The following is a 20,066-nucleotide window of genomic DNA, read 5'->3' as shown; positions in this document are numbered from 1 at the left end:
CCGCCGTCAGCGGCTCGGCCAGCATGCCGCACACCATGAAGCCAAGCAGCAGCGCCAGTTCCAGCAGCAGCGCCAGGCGCAGGGCCGGGCCGCCGCGCCGTTCGGCCGCCACGCTCAGCAATCGCGCCGCGGCCACGCCCAGGATAAAAGCGGGAAAGGCCAGCAGCTTGAGGACGATCGACGCATGCGTGGCATTCGCCAGCGCCGCGCCGATCAGCACGAAGTTGCCCGTCACGTGGGCCGTAAACAGGCCAAACAGGGCGACAAAGCCCAGGGTATCGACATAGCCGGCCAAAAAGCCCAGGCTGATGCCGTGCATGCGGCTGCGCTGCGCCAGGTTCATGGGGTCTCCTCGAGAATGAGCCGCCATCATACCGCGCCGCGCCGGCCGCCGGCAGCGCCAGCGCGGGCAGGAAGGCCCGCCCGCTGTTTGCGCCCCCGCAGTGCAACATGCATTTAGCTCCTGCTTTGCGCAACCATGCATTAGAATCAGCGACTTTATCCCCGCACATCAGGATCACACACTATGACGGCAGTTGGACACACCGAGCCACAAGAGCTCAAGCGCGGCCTGAAGAGCCGCCATATCCAGCTCATCGCCCTGGGCGGCGCCATCGGCACCGGCCTGTTTCTGGGCATCGCACAAACCATCAAGATGGCCGGCCCCTCGGTGCTGCTCGGCTATGGCATCGCCGGCGTCATCGCCTTCCTGATCATGCGCCAGCTGGGCGAGATGGTGGTCGATGAACCCGTCGCCGGCTCCTTCAGCTATTTTGCCGACAAATACTGCGGCCACCTGCCCGGCTTTTTGTCGGGCTGGAATTACTGGGTGCTGTATGTACTCGTCAGCATGGCCGAACTGACGGCCGTCGGCATCTACGTGCAGTACTGGTGGCCGGGCGTGCCCACCTGGGTTTCGGCGCTCATCTTCTTTTGCGCCATCAACGCCATCAGCCTGCTGAACGTGAAGGCGTTTGGCGAGATGGAATTCTGGTTCGCCATCATCAAGGTGGTCGCCATCATCGGCATGATCGTCTTCGGCGCGTACTTGCTCGCTTCCGGCGACGCCGGTCCGCAAGCCTCCGTCGCCAACCTGTGGCAGCACGGCGGCTTCTTCCCGAATGGCTGGCAAGGGCTGGTGATGGCCATGGCCGTCATCATGTTCTCGTTCGGCGGCCTGGAACTGGTGGGCATCACGGCGGCCGAGGCGGACGACCCCAGCACGACGATTCCCCGCGCCACCAACCAGGCCATCTACCGCATCCTGATCTTTTACATTGGCGCGCTGGGCATTTTGCTGTCGCTGTATCCATGGCAGAACGTCGTCACCGGCGGCAGCCCCTTCGTGCTGATCTTCCACGCGCTCGACAGCAACCTGGTGGCCACGGCCCTGAACGTGGTGGTGCTGACGGCCGCCCTGTCCGTGTATAACAGCGGCGTGTACTGCAACACGCGCATGCTGTTCGGCCTGGCCAAGCAAGGCAATGCGCCGCGCGCGCTGCTGCACCTGAACCGCCGCGGCGTGCCGCTGGTGGCGCTGGGCGTGTCGGCCCTGGCGACGGGTGCCTGCGTGGTGGTCAATTACTTCATGCCGGGCGAAGCGTTCGAAGTGCTGATGGGACTCGTGGTGTCGGCGCTGATCATCAACTGGGCCATGATCAGCTGGATCCACCTGCGCTTCCGCGCGCAAAAGAAACTCGAAGGCAAGACCACCCTGTTCCAGAGCCTGGGCTATCCATTCACGAACTACCTGTGCCTGGTGTCCCTGGCTGGCATTCTGGTGATCATGTTCCTGACCCCGGGCCTGCGCATCTCCGTCTACCTGATCCCCGTATGGCTGGCCGCGCTGGGCATCGGCTACTGGATCAAGCAAAGCAAGGCCAAGGCGTAAACCGTTCGCCCCGCATCAAAAATAAAGCCCGTCTTCGCAAAGGAAGACGGGCTTTTTCATGGCCGTGAGCCGGCAGGCACTTAGCTGGAAACCTCTTCGGCCGGCAGCACATCGGCCTGCCACAGGCTGATGGTCTGGCCCGGATACGACCGCAGCAGCACGTCGTCGCCCAGCGCCGCCAGCGCCTGCTTGCGCTGTTCGATGCGCGCCTCGGGCGTCGTTTCTTTCGCGCCCGTCTGGTACGGCCCCAGCACGGGCAGCAGGTCGCGCAGCACGGAGTAATTGCCCGGCGTGCTCTGGTCCGATTCCAGCTTGCCCAGGAAATACTTCATGACGCGCGTGGACTGGCTGGCATCCTGCTGCAGGCTGGCCCTCACCAGCTTGCCGTCCTTGTAGCCCACCTGCGCATCGCTGCTGGCCGAGTCCTCGATCTGGTGATACGTGTAGTTCTGCGATTCCGTGTTGGTCGTCAGGCGCAGCGGCACGCCGGCGACCAGCGACTCATGGAAGCTGGCGCTCAGCTTCGATTGCTGCTGCTGCCTGATCGACCGGTCGTCCTGGCTGGCACCGGCCTGTGCCGTTTTCTGCGACACCTCATAGTTGAAACTATCCTTTTCCGAACCGCGCATGGGATTGCTGAAGTTGACGGCTTGCGACACGCTGGCCGTGAAATCGGCCAGTCCCGACAAAATGCCCTTGTCTTCGGGCGCCAGGCGCCACTTGCCCGCCCCGGGCGGGGCATCCGCCGACTGAGGCGCGCTGGTGTTGCTGTGCAAGGCCGTAAAGCTGTCCTTCAGCATGGCCACCAGGCCCGCGTCGCCATGGCCGCGCGAGGCAGCCTGGTCGAACTGCTGCATATAACTGCCCAGCGCCTTGGCCTGGCGCTCCTTGCTGCCCAGGGTGTTGAGCGCGCTGGCATCGACCTTCAGGTCCAGGCTGCCGGCCACGCCGCTGAAACTGACGGAGCGCTGCGTGCCATCGGCCTGGAAATCCAGGGTTTGCACGCTTTCCGGCTCGCCACGCACCTTCACTTCCGCATGCAGCTTGACGGACGCCAGCACCTTCTGGTCGAACTGCATCAAGCCATCCAGCTTGATTTTCGGCGTGCTCTGTCCCATGCCATCGATGGCGTCCTGGAAGCCCTCAGCCAGCTCGCCCAGCGCGCGCGTTTCAGCATCGCTGAGCTCGCCGCTGGCCGTCATGCGCACAGCCAGGCCGTCGCCCTGGCTGTCGAGCGACAGCTTGACTTCCACGCCGCTGATGGTGGTGATGCTGAGGGACACATTATCTTCGCCAAAGCCATGCAGGTCGCCCGCAGCGATGGCGGACGCCGCGTAGACATTCGCCGTCGTGCTCGGTGGCGGCTGGCGCATCGCCTGCGAAAAGTTGTAGTTGCCCAGCTTGGCCTGTCCCAGCATGGCCGCGCCCACGCCGCTGAAGCGGCCGCCGAACGCATACGAGGAAAAACTTTTCGTCATCGCCTCGCTCACCTTGTCGCGCGTGCCGCTTTCCCACACCAGCGGCGATGGCTGCACTGCGGCCGCGCCCTCGCCTTTCGTGCTTTCCGGACTGAGGGCAACGATGGACGATGTAGCGGACCTGGCTGTCGCCGCCGGCGCATCGGCACGGTGGGTGGCGGTGGTGGAAGCGCGCGCCGCAGGGCTATTCCAGCTGTTGAGCGGGGAAATGGAGGTCATGGCGCGGTCGCCTTGCAAGGGAAGAGAGGGTGCATGAATGACATATCGATATCGTTAAATATTTTGTAATTAACTGGCGGCAAGCAGATCATCCACCCCGTGGTACGGCATGGCGGCCTGCGCTGCATGGCAATACTGTATTAACGGCAACAAACTGTAAAACATGAGCGTCGGGGAAATGAAACATTTTCACGATGGCGGGCCCATCGGCCCCGAAGAAGTTGCGCCACGGCCGGGAATGTCCCAGAATCAAAGTCTATGGAACACAAGATTTTGCGCGCGCCGCTGGCCAGCTTTACCGACTTGTTGCTCGACGCCGTGTGCATGGTCGACGTGGATGGACGCTTTGTTTTTGTCAGCGCCGCATGCGAACGCATCTTCGGCTATACGCAGCAGGAAATGGTGGGGATGCAGATGCTTGACCTGGTCGCCCCCGCCGACCGCGCGCGCACCCTGGCAGCGGCCCGGGCCATCATGGATGGCCATGCCCAGACGCACTTTGAAAACCGCTACCTGCGCAAGGATGGCCGGCTCGTGCATATCATGTGGTCCGCCCGCTGGTCCGCCGCCGACCAGCTGCGCGTGGCCGTGGCCCGCGATGTGAGCGCGCTGAAACAGGCGCAGGCGAAACAGGCTGCGCTGTACGCCATCTCGGAAGCCGTGCATGCCGCGCAGGCGCTGCCCGATTTGCTCTCTGGCCTGCAGCATATCATCGGCGAACATTTGCCTGCCGGGACGCTGAGCCTGGCGTTGCGGGAGGAAGACGGCCAGCCGGCCAGGCAGTCCAGCCAGGCGGATGCTGATGCCCCTGCGGTGCATCCACCCACGCCGCTGGCCGGCTTGCTGTGCGAGGAAGTGCTGCGTAGCGGCACCGCGCTGCAGCTGCCTGCCGAGCGCATGGCCTGGCTGCCAGCGGCATTGCAGGCTGCCGCCGGCACCACAGCGTCCAGCTGCCTTGCCGTGCCGCTGCTGGCATCGCACGGCTGTATCGGCGCGCTGGCCCTGCAGTGTACACAGGACGGCGCCGCCTGCACGGCGCAAGACCAGGATTTGCTGCAATTCGTCGCCAAGCAGCTGGCCACCGCCATCGAACGCCAGCAACTGCAGCAGCGGATGCACTTCATGGCCATGCACGATGAACTGACCCGCTTGCCGAACCGCCGCCTGTTCCATGACCGCCTGCGCACGGCGTTTGCCCGCGCGCAGCGCCAGCAAGGCCGTTTGTCGCTGCTCTTCCTCGACCTGGACCACTTCAAGCTGGTCAACGACCAGCATGGCCATGCCTGCGGCGATTTGCTGTTGCAAGCCGTGGCGGGCAAGTTCAAGGATTGCCTGCGCGAAAGCGACACCCTGGCCCGTCTTGGCGGCGATGAATTCGTCATCCTCGTCGAACACCATACGCCCGACAGCGACGTCGTGTGCATCGCGCAGAAAATCCACGTGGCGCTGGCAGCGCCGATCCAACTTGGCGATGGCCAGCAACTACCGGTCGCCGTCAGTGTCGGCATCGCGCATTATCCGGAACACGGCGAAACCATGCAGCAGCTGCTGCGCCACGCCGACCGCGCCATGTATGACGCCAAATCCCGGCACGCGGCCAGCTGAAGCACGAAACGCCAGCAGGAAAAAGCCGCCATCGCCCATGGTATACTGCACGCCGATGCTCAGACTCTTCAAAACCTGGTTGATCCTGCTACTGATCACGGCGGTCCCGCTGCACGCGGCCACGGCCGGCATCGGCCTGGCGTGCGCATCCACCCCCGCCTCTTCTGCTACGCCCAACCTGGCCGCTTCGGCGCCCGCTGCCATGCCGATGGCCCCGTGCCACGGCCATGCCGCCATGCCTGCGCTCACCGCGGCAGCTGAAACCGCCGCGCAGGCTGGCGACAGCGGCACGCAAAGCCAGCACGCAGCCTGCAGCGCCTGCTCCGCCGCGTGCCTGGGCGCTTTCATGCCGCCGCCTGTGCCGGGCGCCCTGTGCCTTCTGGCTGGCGCGGAAAACGTCCACATCGCCGCCATGCCTTTGCTCGCGGGCGTCATCCCCGACGGCTTGCGCCGGCCTCCCCGGCACTTGCGCGCTTAAGGCTGCGCCAGCGCAGCACCCCTGCCCGTCCCATGCTTGCCGCCGGCATGCCGCCGCTGTCACCAACGCGGCACGCCAGCAGCGCATGCGGCGCGGCACGCTTTATCCCTACACATCGATTTTGCATTTCTCTTAATGACCAGGTAAAACCATGATCAAACATCTGTTACTGCGCGGCGCCTTCGCCGGCATGCTGGGCTTGCCCGTACTCGCCATGGCGGCCGCGCCCGTCATCGAAGTCTTCAAAACCGCTTCCTGCGGCTGCTGCTCCGAATGGATCAAGCACCTGGAAGCGAACGGCTTTACGGTGCGCGCGAAAAACGTGGAAATGCCGGCGCAATACCGCAAGCTGGCCGGCATTCCCGACGCGCTCGGCTCCTGCCACACGGGCATGGTCAACGGCTACGCCATCGAAGGCCACGTGCCGGCCAGCGACATCAAGCAGCTGCTGCGTGACAAGCCCAAGGCCAGGGGACTGGCCGTGCCCGCCATGCCCATGGGTTCGCCCGGCATAGAAGGCCCGCGCAAGGACGCCTACGATGTGCTGCTGGTGGAAAACAATGGCAGCACCAAGGTCTACAAGCACTACAAGTAAGACTGCGGGGAAATGAAAAACGCCGCCGGAATCGCTTCCGGCGGCGTTTTTTTGTCAGTCAGCGGAAAACAAGCCGCTGCCGATCAGGATGGCATCAGATGCTGTCCAGCACTGCGTTCAGGCTGGCGCTCGGACGCATGACCGCTTCCGTTTTCGCCGGATCCGGCAGGTAGTAGCCGCCGATATCCGTTTCCTTGCCTTGTACCGCTTTCAGTTCGGCAACGATCTTTTCTTCGTTGTCGGCCAGGGCCTTGGCCACTGGTGCGAAGTGCGCCGCCAGTTCGGCGTCGTCCTTCTGCGCTGCCAGCGCCTGTGCCCAGTACATGGCCAGGTAGAAATGGCTGCCGCGGTTGTCCAGCTCGCCGGTGCGTGGCGATGGCGACTTGTTGTTGTCCAGCAGCTTGCCGGTGGCTTCATCCAGGGTTTTCGCCAGGATTTTCGCCTTCGCGTTGCCCGTCTTGATGCCCATGTCTTCCAGCGACACGGCCAGTGCCAGGAACTCGCCCAGCGAATCCCAGCGCAGGTGGTTTTCTTCCACCAGCTGCTTGACGTGCTTCGGTGCCGAACCGCCGGCGCCCGTTTCGTACATGCCGCCACCGGCCATCAGCGGCACGATCGACAGCATCTTGGCGGAGGTGCCCAGTTCCAGGATCGGGAACAGGTCGGTCAGGTAGTCGCGCAGGATGTTGCCGGTCACCGAGATGGTGTCCAGGCCGCGGAAAGCGCGTTCCAGGGTGTAGCGCATGGCGCGCGTCTGCGACATGATCTGGATGTCCAGGCCGCTGGTGTCGTGATCCTTCAGGTAAACCTGTACCTTCTTGATGACTTCGTTTTCGTGCGGACGATAGCTGTCCAGCCAGAACACGGCAGGCATGCCCGAGTTGCGCGCGCGCGTGACGGCCAGCTTGACCCAGTCGCGGATCGGCGCGTCCTTGACCTGGCACATGCGCCAGATGTCGCCCTCTTCCACCGTTTGCGTCAGCAGCACTTCGCCCGTTTCCAGGTCGGTGATGTTGGCGATGCCGCCTTCCGGCACTTCAAACGTCTTGTCGTGCGAACCGTATTCTTCCGCTTGCTGCGCCATCAGGCCCACGTTCGGCACGGTGCCCATGGTCTTCGGATCGAAGTTGCCATGCCATTTGCAGAAGCCGATCATTTCCTGGTAGATGCGTGCGAACGTCGATTCCGGCATCACGGCCTTGACGTCCTTCGGACGGCCATCGGCGCCCCACATCTTGCCGCCGATACGGATCATCGCTGGCATCGATGCGTCGACGATGATGTCGTTCGGCGAATGGAAGTTGGTAATGCCCTTGGCCGAATCGACCATGGCCAGCTCAGGACGGTTGGCGTGGCAGGCGTGCAGGTCCTTGAGGATTTCATCCTTCTGCGACGCTGGCAGGGTTTCGATCTTGTCGTACAGGTTGCTCATGCCGTTGTTGACATTCACGCCCAGCTTGTCGAACAGCGCGGCGTGCTTGGCGAACGCGTCTTTGTAGAAAATGCGCACGCAGTGGCCGAAGACGATCGGGTGCGACACTTTCATCATGGTGGCCTTGACGTGCAGCGAGAACATCACGCCCGTCTTGAAGGCGTCGTCGATTTCCTTCTCGTAGAACTCCAGCAACGCTTTCTTGCTCATGAACATGCTGTCGATGATTTCACCGGCTTGCAGGGAAACCTTCGGTTTCAGCACGATGGTCTTGCCCGAGGCCGTGACCAGTTCCATCTTGACATCGCGCGCTTTTTCCAGGGTCAGCGATTTTTCGCCGTGGTAGAAGTCGCCATGGTGCATGTGCGACACGTGGGTTTGCGAAGCCTGGCTCCACTCGCCCATCGAATGCGGGTGCTTGCGCGCGTATTCCTTGACGGCCTTCGGTGCGCGACGGTCGGAGTTGCCTTCACGCAGGACCGGGTTGACCGAGCTGCCGATGCACTTGCCGTAGCGGGCTTTCAGGGCTTTGTCTTCGTCCGTTTTCGCATCTTCCGGGTAGTCCGGCAGCTTGTAGCCACGGCTTTGCAATTCGCGCACGCAGGCGATCAGCTGGCCTTGCGAGGCACTGATGTTCGGCAGTTTGATGATGTTGGTGTCAGCCAGCTGGGTCAGCTTGCCCAGTTCAGCCAGGGTATTCGGGACTTTTTGCGCGTCCGTCAGGAATTCCGGAAATTCAGCCAGTACACGTGCCGCCACCGAAATATCGCTGGACACCACGTCCACGCCGGCCGGCGCGGTGAATTTTTTGATAATTGGCAGCAGGGAATACGTCGCGAGCAGCGGCGCCTCGTCAGTCAGCGTGTAGATGATTTTGGATTTTTGTGTTGCCATGTTCATTCCCTTGTATGCGGTGATGCCTGGTGGTTAACTTTCTTCATTCCAAACACAGGACGGTTAGCCTTGCTTTGGACGGCTAGTGTGCCGGCGGTGACGCCGTGCTTGCCCACCACGTATTTTAGACTGTCCTGAAGGTGTTTGTGTATCAGATGGCGAGGAATCTTATATAAGACAGCAAATATGCCGGAGCAACTGGCCGATATCACGGTTTTCCGCCGGGAAATAGGTGCAGGCGAGCTGGCAAGCCATGTTTGAGATAGCGAAAACTAGTGTCGTATTGGAAATATACTCGCGCAAACAGAATCACGCGCGCTCGTTTTTCACGATGCCGCGCACATTCGTCAGCGCCAGGCAGAGGTTCAGAACGATGAGGGCCCAGGCCTCGTCTTGCCAGCCCCAGCATACCCACAGCACATTGCTGAACAGGAAAACCCAGAAGCCGGCATAACGCCGCGCGGCCGCGCGCGAACCCACCAGCCAGGCTGCCAGCAGCGAAGCGGCCATGGCTGGCCATTGCAATAGTTCGATGAAGTCGGTCATGGCGCCTCCCTTTGCGAAGAACTTCAGTACGGAAAATTTTAGCAACATTGCCGTTTTATCAGCGCCCGCCTGGCGGCAGGCAGCAAGCCAGCAAGCGCAAAGCTGACCGCGGCTCAGGGACGCAGCGCAGTGCCAGGAGAACCCGCGCCGCAGCCAGATTATGGCTGCCAAGGCCCGGCACGCTGCCGGCCGCCAGCCCGCTTTTCCGCCATATCTCAGGCGCGCCGTCACGCTGGCGCCGCAGGCAGGCACGGCGATTCGGCACGCAGGCACCAGCTGCGGGCGCGCCTCGCCGCATCAACAGCTGCGGCTGTCCGAACGACAACTACATTGATATTTCTCAAATTGACCGCGCGATCCCTGGGCTACTGTCGGTGCCATCTTTGGTTTGAAACAAAAACTCCGCTGCCAAGTATCGACCATTCCAGACCCAACGCCAGTTCTCGCCAGGCTCTTCATTCCCCAGCCGATAACGCTCGCCAAGTACGGTGACATGCAGCGTCCCTCCCCCCTCGCCCAGCGGTGCAGGGGAGACTTTTGCTAGCGATTTTGCAGCTTTTTGATCAATGAACGTTAAAAAGGAATTTCGTATGAGCACGTATTCAGATATTTGCATCGTTGGTGCCGGCATCGGCGGCCTGACCTGCGCCAACCACCTGATCCATCCCGCCGGCAACAGGAAGCTGCGCATCCGCGTATTCGACCTCAATCCCGCTGTCGGCGGCCGCATCCAGTCGCGCAAAATAGATGGCGAGGAAATCGCCGAACTCGGCGCCGCCCGCTACTCGCCGCAACTGCATCCGCATTTCCAGCAACTGATGCAGGGCAGCGGCCTGCCGCATGCGGTCTACCCGTTCACCGAGGTGGTTTCCCACGATAGCGTGCTGGCAGAGCTGAAGGCCACGCTGGACGAGCTGAACCCGATGCTGAAAGCCCATCCGAACCACTCTTTCCTCGAGTTCGTCAGCCATTACCTGGGCGCCGACAAGGCGGCCCACATCATCAAGGCCACCGGCTATGACGCCTTGCTGCTGCCGATGGTGTCGGCTGCCATGGCCTACGACATCATCAAGAAGCACCCGGAAACGCAGCACTTTACGGAAAACGCCGCCAACCAGTGGCGCTATGCCACCGACGGCTATCACGAGCTGCTGTGCCGCTTGCAGCACCAGGCACAGGCCGCCGGCGTCGAATTCCAGCTCGAACATTGTCTGCTGTCCGTGAAAAAATCGGGCGCCGACCACGTGCTCGCCTTCAGCCACCTGGGCGACACGCAGATGCACCGGACACGCCACCTGGTGATGGCCATCCCGCCGTCCGCCATGCCGCGCCTGAACCTGGATTTCCCGCACGCCTGGAGTCCGTTCCAGTACGACTCGCTGCCCCTGTTCAAGGGCTTCCTCACCTTCGACACGGCTTGGTGGGACGGGCTGGGGCTGACCGACAAGGTGCTGATGGCGGCAAACCCGCTGCGCAAGATCTACTTCAAGGGGGATAAATACGTGCTGTTCTATACCGACAGCAAAAGCGCCACCTACTGGCGCGACAGCCTGGAACTCGGCGAAGACGTGTACCTGGAACGTGTCCGCAGCCACCTGGAAGAAGTCCTGCCCCTCGATGGCCGGCCGCTGCCGCGCATCAAGGCGCACTTCCACAAGTTCTGGCCGCATGGCGTCGAGTTTTGCGTGGAGCCGGAAGCCGAGCACCCGGCCGTGCTGCTGCACCGGGACGGCATCATCTCCTGTTCGGATGCCTATACGGCGCACTGCGGCTGGATGGAAGGCAGCCTGATCAGCGCCCGGCACGCCAGCGGCCTGCTGCTGCAACGGCTCGATCAGCTCGAAGGCAGCGCCGCCGCCAACGATACCTTCATTACTTCGTCGACCGAGCGCGCATGAGCCTACTTGACTTCCCCCGCCTGCATTTCCGGGGTTTTGCCCGCGCCAATGTGCCAACGGGGAATCGCAATACGCACGGCAACATCGATATCGCCACGAATGCGCTATCGATGGCGGGCAATGCTGTCGACCTGAGCCGGCCGCCAGCCGAATTCCATGCACACCTGAAACAGCTTGCCCCCCGCTTCAATGCCGAGGGCAAGCCCGATCCGGACGGCATCTTCAGCCAGGCGGCAGGCTACAATTTTGGCGGCAATAATCATTTCTCGTGGGAGAACGCGCGGATCACGGGCGTCCAGCTTGACGCTGGCGAGGTCGACACGCAGGATGCACTGGTGGGCGCCAGGCTGGGCCTGTGGGGCCACTACAACGAATACCTGCGCACCACGTTCAACCGCGCCAGGTGGATCGACAACAACCCCGCCGCGCCCGACACCACGCTGATCTACGCCGGCCAGTTCACCTTGAGCGACAAGCTGGCCACGCCCAACACGCCCACCTTGTTCACGGCCGACATCGCGCAGGCGCACTCGGTGCGCTGGCTCGGCAGCGGCCATATCATGGAACGCAGCGGGCATTTCCTGGACGAGGAATTCGGCCGCGCCAGGCTGTTCCAGTTTTCGGTGGCCAAGCAGGACCCGCATTTCCTGTTCAATGCGGACCTGCCGCTGCCGGCCAGCATGCAGGCCTTGCGGCACGCCCTGGCCGACGACGACGTGCTGGGCCTGACGGTGCAGTATGCCTTGTTCAATATGTCGACGCCGCTCAAACCGGACTCGCCCGTGTTCTACGACCTGGCCGGCAGCATCGGCCTGTGGCGGCGCGGCGAGCTGGCCACCTATCCGGCCGGCCGCCTGCTGCAGCCGCGCCAGCAGAGCCTGGGGCCGGTGCTGGTGCAAGTGCACGCGGACCGGGTCGCGTTCAACATGCCGACCGCCATTGCCTTCACCACGCGCGGCGCGGGCGCCGTTTCGGAACAGCATCCCACGTATGCGCTGGGCGGCAAGCAGGCGCTCGGCGATCTGCTGCTGCACGACGGCACCGGCACCTTGCTGGCGCGCATACCCGAGCAGCTGTACCGCGACCACTGGCGCCATCACGGCGTTTTCGACGTGCCGCGGCAGCACGCTGGCGACGCCACCGGTTCGCTGAGCCTGGGCAGCGCGCAGGCGCAGTGGGAAGAAGCGGACTGGGTGCTGCAATCGGACAGCAACCAGCTGTATCTGGAAGCGCCGAACCGCAACAAGCACGAGCATTTTCCACAGACCATCACCGTGCAAAGCCGCTACCGCGGCGCACTGGCGGCGCCGCCTCCCCTGTCGGCACAGGCCGAGGACGGCATGCTGCTGGGCGTGGAACAGCAGCCATCACCGCTCGGGCCTGGCTACACGGCGCTGACCCTGACGGGGCGCCAGCCGGGCGCGACCAGGGTCGTGCTGGGCACAGGCCAGGATAAACAGTACCTCGGCGTGCGCGTGCTGCCCGACGACTGGGACCTCGACGAGGTGCCGGCCGAACAGGTCGACTATGCCTTCCTCTACCGGCATGTGATGAGCTATTACGAGCTCGTGTATCCCTTCATGTCGGACAAGGTCTTCAGCCTGGCGGACCAGTGCAAATGCGAAACGTATTCGCGCCTGATGTGGCAGATGTGCGATCCGCGCAACCGCGACAAGAGCTACTACATGCCCAGCACCCGCGAACTGTCGCTGCCAAAGTCGCGCCTGTTCCTCAAATACCTTACCCAGGTCGAGGCGACGGCCGCGGCCAGGGCGGCGGTGCCGGAAGCGGCTGCGCCGCCTGTCATCGGCAGCAAGGCCGGGCTGATCGGGGAACTGAAAAAGGCCATCGACCTGGAACTGTCGCTGATGCTGCAATACCTGTATGCGGCGTATTCGATTCCCAACTATGCGCAGGGGGCGGCGCTGGTGCAGGCCGGCCGCTGGCTGCCGGCCGAGCTGGCGCTGGCCTGCGGCACCGAAGACCGGCGCCGCGACAGCGGTACGCGCGGCGTGCTGCTGGAAATCGCGCATGAAGAAATGATTCACTATTTATTGGTCAACAATGTGCTGATGGCGCTGGGCGAAGGGTTTTACAGCGGCACACCGCTGCTGGGCCAGCAGGCGCGCCAGCGTTTTGGCCTGGACACGGAATTTGCGTTCGAGCCATTTTCCGAACACGTGCTGGCGCGCTTCGTGCGTTTCGAATGGCCCGACTACCTTCCCACGCCGGGCAAGTCGATTGCCACCTTCTATATCGCAATCCGCCAGGCCCTGGCCGATCTGCCCGGCCTGTTTGACAGCGGCGGCGGCAAGCGCGGCGGCGAACACCATTTGTTCCTGAAAGAACTGACCAACCGCGCCTACCCCGGCTACCAGCTGGAAGTATCCGACCGCGACAGCGCGCTGTTCGCCATCGACTTCGTCACGGAACAGGGCGAAGGCGTGGCCGTCGATTCGCCGCATTTCGCCGCGTCGCATTTCCAGCGCCTGCGCACCGTCGCCGGCAAGTATGCCGCCTGCGGCAAACCGTTCGAGCCGGCGCTGCCGGCGCTGAAAAATCCCGTGCTGGAAGCACGCGCGGACTGCACCGTGGTGACCGACCGGAAGGCGCGCCCGCTGATGCAGCTGTATCAAGGCTGCTACGAACTGACCTTCCTGATGATGGCACACCATTTCGCGCAGCAGCCGCTGGGCAGCCTGCGCCGTTCGCGCCTGATGAACGCGTCCATCGACATCATGACGGGCCTGTTGCGTCCCCTGTCAGCCGCCCTGATGAACATGCCATCGGGCGTGGCCGGCCGCCATGCGGGGCCGCCCGTGCCCGAGCCGGTCAGCAGCCGGGTCAGCAGCGACTACAGCCAGGGCTGCGACATGCTGGCGCAAAAATGCCTGGCGCTGGCGCGGTACGCGCGCAGCCTTGAGAGCGATGCCATCGGCATGGCGCCGATAGAAATGTTGGAGTTTTTTAATCAGCAACTTACCGATTTATCTCGGGGAAAGATGTCAAGAGAGGCTTGAAATGCATAAAATCATTATCGTCGGCGGAGGCCTGGCAGGCAGCCTCGGTGCCATTTATCTGGCGCAGCGCGGACACGATGTCCACGTTATCGAGAAACGCGGCGATCCGCTGCTGGACACTGCCGCCAACGCCGATCCGGTCAATTCGCGCGCCATCGGCGTGAGCATGACGGTGCGCGGCATCAAGGCCGTGCTGGCAGCGGGCATCAGCAAACAGGAGCTTGACCTGTGCGGCGAACCCATCGTCGGCATGGCCTTTTGCGTGGGCGGCCGGCACAGGATACGCGAGCTGACCCCGCTCGAAGGCCTGTTCCCCCTGTCGCTGGACCGCACGGCCTTCCAGCGCCTGCTGAACCGGCATGCCGTCAAGCACGCCGTGAAATATTACTTTGAGCATAAATGCCTGGATGTCGACCTGGAAAGAAAGATCGTGCTGGTACAGGACCCGGACGGCGCCGTGCAGCAGCTGCATGGCGACCTGGTCATTGGCGCCGACGGCGCGCACTCGGCCGTGCGGCGCGCCATGCAAAGCGGCGTGCGCCGTTTCGAATTCAGGCAAAGCTACTTCCGCCACGGCTACAAGACGCTGGTGTTGCCGAATGCGGCCGACCTGGGTTTCCGGAAGGATTTGCTGTACTTTTTCGGCATGGATTCCAAGGGCCTGTTTGCCGGGCGCGCAGCCACCATTCCGGACGGCAGCATCAGCTTTGCCCTGTGCCTGCCCTACACGGGCACGCCCAGCCTGGGCACGCTCAACCGGGAAGCCATGGCGGACTTCTTCAGCCGCTACTTCGGCAACTTGCCGCCGGACCGCCGCAAGGACATGCTGGACCAGTTCATGGCGCTGCCCAGCAACGACCTCATCAATGTCCGTTCCAGCGCCTTCCACTACAAGGCCAATATCCTGCTGATCGGCGATGCGGCGCATGCCACCGCCCCGTTCCTGGGACAAGGCATGAACATGGCACTGGAAGACGTCCACGTCTTCGTTTCCCTGCTGGAAAAGCACGGCAATGCCCTGGGCCCTGCCCTGTCCGAGTTCACGCAGCAGCGCAAGGTGCAGGCGGACGCCATGCAGGACATGGCGATCGCCAACTATGAAGCGCTGAGCAATCCGAACCTGATTTTCTTCCTGCAGACGCGCTACACGCGCTACATGCACAAGAAATTCCCCCGTGTTTATCCGCCGGACATGGCGGAGAAACTGTACTTCACATCGGTTCCTTACGATGAGTTGCAGCAAATCCAGAAGAAACAAAACGTTTGGTACAAACTTGGAAGGGTAAATTAATGAACATTCTCGTCATCGGCGCAGGCCCCGCAGGCCTGCTCTTCGCCAGTCAGATGAAACAGGCCCAGCCCGGCTGGAATATCCGCATTACGGAAAAAAACACGCCGGAAGAAGTGCTGGGCTGGGGCGTGGTGCTGCCGGGACGCCCGCCGCGCCATCCGGCCAATCCCCTGTCTTACCTGGAGCAGCCGGAACAGCTCAATGCGCAATTCCTGGAAGAATTCAAGCTCGTGCATCACGAGCAGCCCAACCTGATGAGCACCGGCGTGACCCTGTGCGGCGTCGGACGCCAGGCCCTGGTACAGGCCTTGCGCGCCAAGTGCGTGGCGGCCGGCATCACGATCAGTTACGAAACACCGCCAGCGGACAAGGCGCAGCTGGAAGCGCAATACGACCTGGTGGTGGTAGCGAACGGCGTCAATTACAAATCGCTGGACTTGCCGCCGGCGCTGGCGCCGCACATCGATTTCGGCCGCAACAAATACATCTGGTACGGCACCACCCAGCTGTTCGACCAGATGAACCTGGTGTTCCGCAGCAATGAGCACGGCATTTTCATCGGCCATGCCTATAAATACTCGGACACGATGAGCACGTTTATCGTCGAGTGCAGCGAAGAGACGTACGCCAGGGCCGGGCTGGAAGCGCTGCCCGAGCGCGACGCCGCCGCGACTGTCGCCAGCACGTTCAAAGCCGAACTCGGCGAACACGTGCTGCAGAGCCAACCGGGCCAGGGCTGGCGCAACTTCATGACCCTCAGCCGCGACCGGGCCAGCGACGGCAAGTTCGTCCTGCTCGGCGATGCGCTGCAGTCGGGACATTTTTCCATCGGCCATGGCACCACCATGGCGGTGGTGGCGGCCCTGCTGCTGGTCAAGACCCTCAATACCGAGGCCAATACGGCTGCCGCCCTGGACAGCTTCAATGCCCGCGCCGTGCCCCTGATGCAATTGTTCAAGGACCACGCCAACGCCAGCCGCCTGTGGTTTGAAAGCGTGGGCGAACGTATCGAGCTGAGCAATGAAGAGCTGACCGCCAGCTTCGACGCCCGCCGCAAGGACTTGCCGTCGCTACAGGAAGCGCTGATGGCCAGCCTCGGCTACGCGCTGGGCCGCTAGGGAGACGCCATGCCAGCCGCCCTCACCCCGCCGCTGCTGCCGCCGCAATGGAGCAGCGCCTATATCTCCTACTGGGCACCGATGCAGGAGGACGACCAGGTAACGTCCGGCTATTGCTGGTTCGACTATGCGCGCAACATCTGCCGCATCGATGGCCTGTTCAACCCCTGGTCGGAAAAGGAACATGGACACTTGCTGTGGATGTCGGAAATCGGCGACGCCAGGCGCGAGCACAGCCGCAAGCAGAAAGTGGCTTACGCCAGGCAAGCGGCGGCGGCTGGCGTGCAGCTGCACGACATGGCGCTGGCCGACGAGGTAACGCCGTTCCATGCGCTGTTCCTGCCGCAGGCGGTGCTGGTCGAAGGCAGTGCCCGTCACGACGGCTGCCACAGCGTGCTGGGCCGGGAGGCGGACGCCTGGGTAATCGAGCCAGCGGGCAAGCCGCCATCTGTCTTTTACCTGGAGGCCGGTGGCAACCGCCTGCTGCGCATGGTCACCGGCAACGACCCGCAGCACCGTTCCGTACGCGACTTTCCCAATCTGTCTGTCGGCGATATTCCGGACAGCGTGTTTGCGTCTTGCGCCACCTGAGCATGGCGTGGCGCGCGCAGGGCCACATGCGGCGCGCGCGCCACGCCACGCCTGACCAGTATTTTTGTTATTACTCTCGAAGGATATTGCTATGCCGCTGGTTGTATACATTCTGGGGTTGACGATCTTTTCGTTAACCACCTCCGAATTCATGGTGGCGGGCATGATGCCGTCGCTGGCCGAGGCCATGAACGAACCGGTGACACGCATCGGCTATCTGATCTCGCTGTATGCCATGGGCATGGTCATCGGCGGGCCGCTGAGCACCATCGTCCTGCTCAAGCTGCGCGTGCCGAACAAGCAGGGGCTGCTGTGGCTGCTGGGCTTTTATGTGCTGGCCCAATCCGTTGCCGCCTCCGCCACCAGCTATGACATCCTGGCCGTCGCGCGGGTGGTCACGGGCGTGGCCGCCGCCACCTGCTTTGGCCTGTCGCTGGCGATCTGTGCCGAACTCGTCAGCCCCAATGCGCGCGGACGCGCGGCCGCCGTCGTGATCAGCGGCCTCATGCTCGCATCAGTCGTGGGCGTGCCGGTCGCCACGCTCATCGACCAGCACCTGGGATGGCGCGCCAGTTTCTGGCTGGTGGTGCTGCTGGCGCTGATGTGTCTGGCACTCATCGCCGTGCTGGTGCCGCGTAGCAAACCGTCGGAAGTCGTCAGCCTCGGCAATGAACTGGGCGAGTTCCGCAATCGCCACCTGTGGGCAGCGTATGCCAGCAGCGGCCTCATCATCGGCGCGATTTTCGCGGCCTTCAGCTACTTCGCGGCCATCCTGACGGACATTACAGGATTTCAAGCGTCCGACATCCCCTGGCTGCTGGGCGTCTACGGCGTCGCCAATGTAGTGGGCAATGGCGTGGTCGGCCGTTATGCGGACCGCTACACGACCCTCATCATGGTCTGGGGCATGGTCATCCTGAGCATCAGCCTGGCGCTGTTCGCCGTCTTTGCGCACGACAAGACCATCAGCGTCGCCTTGCTGGTCGTCACGGGCCTGGTCGGCATGTCGATGAATCCTGCCATCATCGCCCGCGTGATGAAGACCGCCCATCCGGGGCCGCTGGTCAACACGGTGCACACCTCCGTCATCAACATCGGCCTGGGCGCCGGTTCCTGGCTAGGCGGCCTTGGCATCGCCACCGGCTACGGCTTGCGCTCGCCGCTGTGGGTCGGCGTCGCGCTGGCCCTGCTTGGCCTGATCAGCCTGCTGCCTTACCTGGGGCACCGGTCGCGCGATTCGGTTTTGTCGCATTAATAGTTGCGGGCGGTCGGCATGGTCAGCCGCCCGTCAGCCTTATCTGCACCCAACAAGAATGCCGTCTACATCATTGTCGGCTTTTTACAAGCCCCTGATTGTATTGCGAATTTTTAGTGAAAAGGACGAGTTCTGAACTTGCCATGTAGGCAGTGGCATTATCAAAAGCAAGACCGGCCATCCAGCCACACTCGAAGCGAAGCATGGATCAGCCCAAGCTGTCCGACGCGCGCTTCCAAACTGCACCCTATATGGTGGAGTGCAATTCCTGGACAGCATTGCCCAGCGCCTGACCAGACCCGCAGCCCCCATATGCACAATGTGCCGGCGGCGCTCCTCATTCAGCGCACCAACGCAGCCATGGCGTCCAATGACCGGACCGGTCCAGCTCCACATCCAACAAGACGAGTGGCCTTCACCGCCGAAAACAAGCGAACTGGACCATAGCGTGAACATGCCTGGATATCAGTCTGGTTTCTTGCAGCATGGAAATATAACTAGGAGTCAAAATACGTTAACACATTTGAAATTTCACTTATCCATACGCCATAATTTCCAAATAAAAGTTGAAAAATTACTCAAAAGTAAATTTGACTTTTATGATAATTAATTTATTTTTTTGCTGAAAAACATGCGAAAACACCCTGGGAATGGCTGGTTTTCGTCGTAATGCCCGCTGCATCGACCTGTCTTGACGCACATATCTTGTTTGAAATACCAGCGCACAAACAAGTGTCGTTTTTTTTCAACGGTTTGCATTTATTTTTTAACTACTATTGGTTACTTGTAGAGTGAGAATAACTAACATGCAAGTAATGACAAGTTTTGTTTTTCATATCAACCATTAAAAAAATTACACTTAAATATCATTATGGATATAGTTTACTTAGTCCAACATTTTCTGGACGACATGTTATTCGCACCGACCCGGCGCGGACGACCAATCAAAAACTATCTCCATAGGGATGAACATGAATCACTCTGCCAACCGTTTTACCGTACCTGGCATCCATGCCGGTTCTGCACTTTACAAAAGTCTGGCCGGCGCTATATTTTGCTCGCTTACCACCCTGGCTCCCGCCGTGCACGCCGATGTCATTGATTTCGAAGGACTCGGCAATGACTTGATTTTCAGCGGTAGCAGCATCGAACAGCGTGGCTTGAAGCTCAGCGGTTCAGATATCAATGGCGCCAGCGGATCGCTGGTAGGTGCCATCATCGACGGTAGCGACAACGGGTTTTGCAGCAATCTCGTTTGTCCACTCGGCAATACCGGTAACTACTATGGCGGCTTGAACGATGGCATACTCAGCATCCATGGCGTGCAAGGCGGCAGCACCTTCAAAGTACAGGGCTTCGATGCCAGTTTCATCATCAGCGACGCTAATGCGCTGGCCGGGCGCCTGCTGGTGCAGGGTTTCTATGGGAATGGCTTATCGCTATCGCAAACTTTCGATCTCCCAGCACCCAAAAGTTTGGTTGGCCCCCTGACTTTTCCCTTCCATCAATACAGTTTCAACAGCGCCATGAATGCGCTCGACTTCAGCGGCATGCAGATATCCGCCCTCAGTTGCAACACGGCGGGCGTGTGCGGCATCGGCAATAACCAGGGACAGTTTGCCCTCGACAACCTCAACTTCAGCATCAGCGCCGTGCCGGAACCATCGACCTACGCGATGCTTCTGTTGGGCCTGGCAGGCATCGCTGCCGTCTCCCGCCGCCGCGCCTGATTTTCCCTGCCCCGCACACCCCACA

16 protein-coding genes are annotated in these 20,066 nt (G+C 61.9%); 11 read left to right on the top strand and 5 right to left on the bottom strand.

The genetic code is table 11. The features are described 5' to 3' along the window. A partial coding sequence (locus JaAD80_RS13845; RefSeq protein ID WP_146012387.1) for a DUF1275 family protein occupies positions 1-343 on the bottom strand: 343 nt, incomplete at its 3' end. A gap of 183 nt (positions 344-526) precedes the next feature. On the opposite strand from JaAD80_RS13845, the gene JaAD80_RS13840 reads away from it, so the two are divergent. Then, positions 527-1,891, top strand: coding sequence for an amino acid permease (locus tag JaAD80_RS13840; protein WP_102294817.1), 1,365 nt, complete (start codon positions 527-529; stop codon positions 1,889-1,891). An 80-nt stretch (positions 1,892-1,971) separates the two neighbouring features. On the opposite strand, the gene JaAD80_RS13835 is transcribed toward JaAD80_RS13840, so the two are convergent. Continuing rightward, positions 1,972-3,588 carry a hypothetical protein gene (locus JaAD80_RS13835; RefSeq protein WP_146012386.1) on the bottom strand — a complete coding sequence of 539 codons (1,617 nt, stop codon included), beginning with the start codon at positions 3,586-3,588 and terminating at the stop codon, positions 1,972-1,974. A 258-nt stretch (positions 3,589-3,846) separates the two neighbouring features. On the opposite strand from JaAD80_RS13835, the gene JaAD80_RS13830 reads away from it, so the two are divergent. From JaAD80_RS13830 to JaAD80_RS13820, 3 genes are all read left to right on the top strand, one after another. Next, positions 3,847-5,193, top strand: coding sequence for a diguanylate cyclase domain-containing protein (locus JaAD80_RS13830; RefSeq protein ID WP_102294812.1), 1,347 nt, complete (start codon positions 3,847-3,849; stop codon positions 5,191-5,193). Positions 5,194-5,248: 55 nt separating this feature from the next. Next, a complete protein-coding gene (locus tag JaAD80_RS13825; protein ID WP_146012385.1) occupies positions 5,249-5,671 on the top strand; it encodes a hypothetical protein in 423 nt (140 codons plus the stop codon). A 151-nt stretch (positions 5,672-5,822) separates the two neighbouring features. After that, positions 5,823-6,266: a DUF411 domain-containing protein gene (locus JaAD80_RS13820; protein ID WP_102294809.1), complete on the top strand. Its 444-nt coding sequence runs from the start codon at positions 5,823-5,825 to the stop codon at positions 6,264-6,266. A 94-nt stretch (positions 6,267-6,360) separates the two neighbouring features. On the opposite strand, the gene JaAD80_RS13815 is transcribed toward JaAD80_RS13820, so the two are convergent. From JaAD80_RS13815 to JaAD80_RS30330, 3 genes are all read right to left on the bottom strand, one after another. Further along, positions 6,361-8,592 (bottom strand): NADP-dependent isocitrate dehydrogenase, encoded by a 2,232-nt coding sequence (locus JaAD80_RS13815; protein ID WP_102294822.1) that lies wholly within the window; start codon positions 8,590-8,592, stop codon positions 6,361-6,363. Positions 8,593-8,901: 309 nt separating this feature from the next. After that, complete coding sequence (locus JaAD80_RS13810) at positions 8,902-9,138, bottom strand: hypothetical protein (RefSeq protein WP_102294820.1); 237 nt, start codon at positions 9,136-9,138, stop codon at positions 8,902-8,904. 340 nt (positions 9,139-9,478) lie between these two features. Then, entirely contained in the window at positions 9,479-9,754 is a 276-nt protein-coding gene (locus tag JaAD80_RS30330) for a hypothetical protein (RefSeq protein WP_146012384.1), read from the bottom strand. Here JaAD80_RS30330 and JaAD80_RS13805 point away from each other — a divergent pair. The 7 genes from JaAD80_RS13805 to JaAD80_RS30715 all read left to right on the top strand — a co-directional run bounded on the left by JaAD80_RS13805 (position 9,729) and on the right by JaAD80_RS30715 (position 20,041). Beyond that, positions 9,729-11,036 (top strand): FAD-dependent oxidoreductase, encoded by a 1,308-nt coding sequence (locus tag JaAD80_RS13805; RefSeq protein WP_102294807.1) that lies wholly within the window; start codon positions 9,729-9,731, stop codon positions 11,034-11,036. The two genes, JaAD80_RS30330 and JaAD80_RS13805, sit on opposite strands and share 26 nt — an antisense overlap. Continuing rightward, a complete protein-coding gene (vioB, locus tag JaAD80_RS13800) occupies positions 11,033-14,056 on the top strand; it encodes an iminophenyl-pyruvate dimer synthase VioB (protein ID WP_102294805.1) in 3,024 nt (1,007 codons plus the stop codon). Before JaAD80_RS13805 ends, vioB begins: the two co-directional genes overlap by 4 nt. A gap of 1 nt (position 14,057) precedes the next feature. Further along, entirely contained in the window at positions 14,058-15,347 is a 1,290-nt protein-coding gene (locus JaAD80_RS13795) for an NAD(P)/FAD-dependent oxidoreductase (RefSeq protein WP_102294803.1), read from the top strand. Then, positions 15,347-16,465: a tryptophan hydroxylase gene (locus tag JaAD80_RS13790; RefSeq protein WP_102294802.1), complete on the top strand. Its 1,119-nt coding sequence runs from the start codon at positions 15,347-15,349 to the stop codon at positions 16,463-16,465. Before JaAD80_RS13795 ends, JaAD80_RS13790 begins: the two co-directional genes overlap by 1 nt. Before the next feature lie 9 nt (positions 16,466-16,474). Beyond that, positions 16,475-17,056, top strand: a complete 582-nt coding sequence (gene vioE / locus JaAD80_RS13785) for a violacein biosynthesis enzyme VioE (protein ID WP_102294800.1) — start codon at positions 16,475-16,477, stop codon at positions 17,054-17,056. 91 nt (positions 17,057-17,147) lie between these two features. Then, the gene (locus JaAD80_RS13780; protein WP_102294799.1) at positions 17,148-18,311 is read left to right on the top strand and encodes an MFS transporter; all 1,164 of its coding nucleotides are present in this window, start codon (positions 17,148-17,150) and stop codon (positions 18,309-18,311) included. Between the two features lie 971 nt (positions 18,312-19,282). After that, positions 19,283-20,041: an NF038120 family PEP-CTERM protein gene (locus tag JaAD80_RS30715; RefSeq protein WP_180979413.1), complete on the top strand. Its 759-nt coding sequence runs from the start codon at positions 19,283-19,285 to the stop codon at positions 20,039-20,041. Positions 20,042-20,066: the final 25 nt, after the last annotated feature.

This window comes from Janthinobacterium sp. AD80 (genome assembly GCF_002878455.1).
Classification (GTDB): domain Bacteria; phylum Pseudomonadota; class Gammaproteobacteria; order Burkholderiales; family Burkholderiaceae_D; genus Janthinobacterium.
Note: the sequence above shows the minus strand (reverse complement) of the source record. Positions and strands in the feature narration are given on the sequence as shown.

Bases quoted from the DNA above. Each gene is read 5' to 3' on its own strand.
- JaAD80_RS13815 (WP_102294822.1), bottom strand. From the start codon at position 8,592: ATGGCAACACAAAAATCCAAAATCATCTACACGCTGACTGACGAGGCG.
- JaAD80_RS13790 (WP_102294802.1), top strand. From the start codon at position 15,347: ATGAACATTCTCGTCATCGGCGCAGGCCCCGCAGGCCTGCTCTTCGCC.
- JaAD80_RS13825 (WP_146012385.1), top strand. From the start codon at position 5,249: ATGCTCAGACTCTTCAAAACCTGGTTGATCCTGCTACTGATCACGGCG.
- vioE (WP_102294800.1), top strand. From the start codon at position 16,475: ATGCCAGCCGCCCTCACCCCGCCGCTGCTGCCGCCGCAATGGAGCAGC.
- JaAD80_RS30715 (WP_180979413.1), top strand. From the start codon at position 19,283: ATGAATCACTCTGCCAACCGTTTTACCGTACCTGGCATCCATGCCGGT.
- JaAD80_RS13810 (WP_102294820.1), bottom strand. From the start codon at position 9,138: ATGACCGACTTCATCGAACTATTGCAATGGCCAGCCATGGCCGCTTCG.
- JaAD80_RS13840 (WP_102294817.1), top strand. From the start codon at position 527: ATGACGGCAGTTGGACACACCGAGCCACAAGAGCTCAAGCGCGGCCTG.
- JaAD80_RS13805 (WP_102294807.1), top strand. From the start codon at position 9,729: ATGAGCACGTATTCAGATATTTGCATCGTTGGTGCCGGCATCGGCGGC.
- JaAD80_RS13835 (WP_146012386.1), bottom strand. From the start codon at position 3,588: ATGACCTCCATTTCCCCGCTCAACAGCTGGAATAGCCCTGCGGCGCGC.
- JaAD80_RS13780 (WP_102294799.1), top strand. From the start codon at position 17,148: ATGCCGCTGGTTGTATACATTCTGGGGTTGACGATCTTTTCGTTAACC.
- JaAD80_RS13820 (WP_102294809.1), top strand. From the start codon at position 5,823: ATGATCAAACATCTGTTACTGCGCGGCGCCTTCGCCGGCATGCTGGGC.
- vioB (WP_102294805.1), top strand. From the start codon at position 11,033: ATGAGCCTACTTGACTTCCCCCGCCTGCATTTCCGGGGTTTTGCCCGC.
- JaAD80_RS13830 (WP_102294812.1), top strand. From the start codon at position 3,847: ATGGAACACAAGATTTTGCGCGCGCCGCTGGCCAGCTTTACCGACTTG.
- JaAD80_RS13795 (WP_102294803.1), top strand. From the start codon at position 14,058: ATGCATAAAATCATTATCGTCGGCGGAGGCCTGGCAGGCAGCCTCGGT.
- JaAD80_RS30330 (WP_146012384.1), bottom strand. From the start codon at position 9,754: ATGCAAATATCTGAATACGTGCTCATACGAAATTCCTTTTTAACGTTC.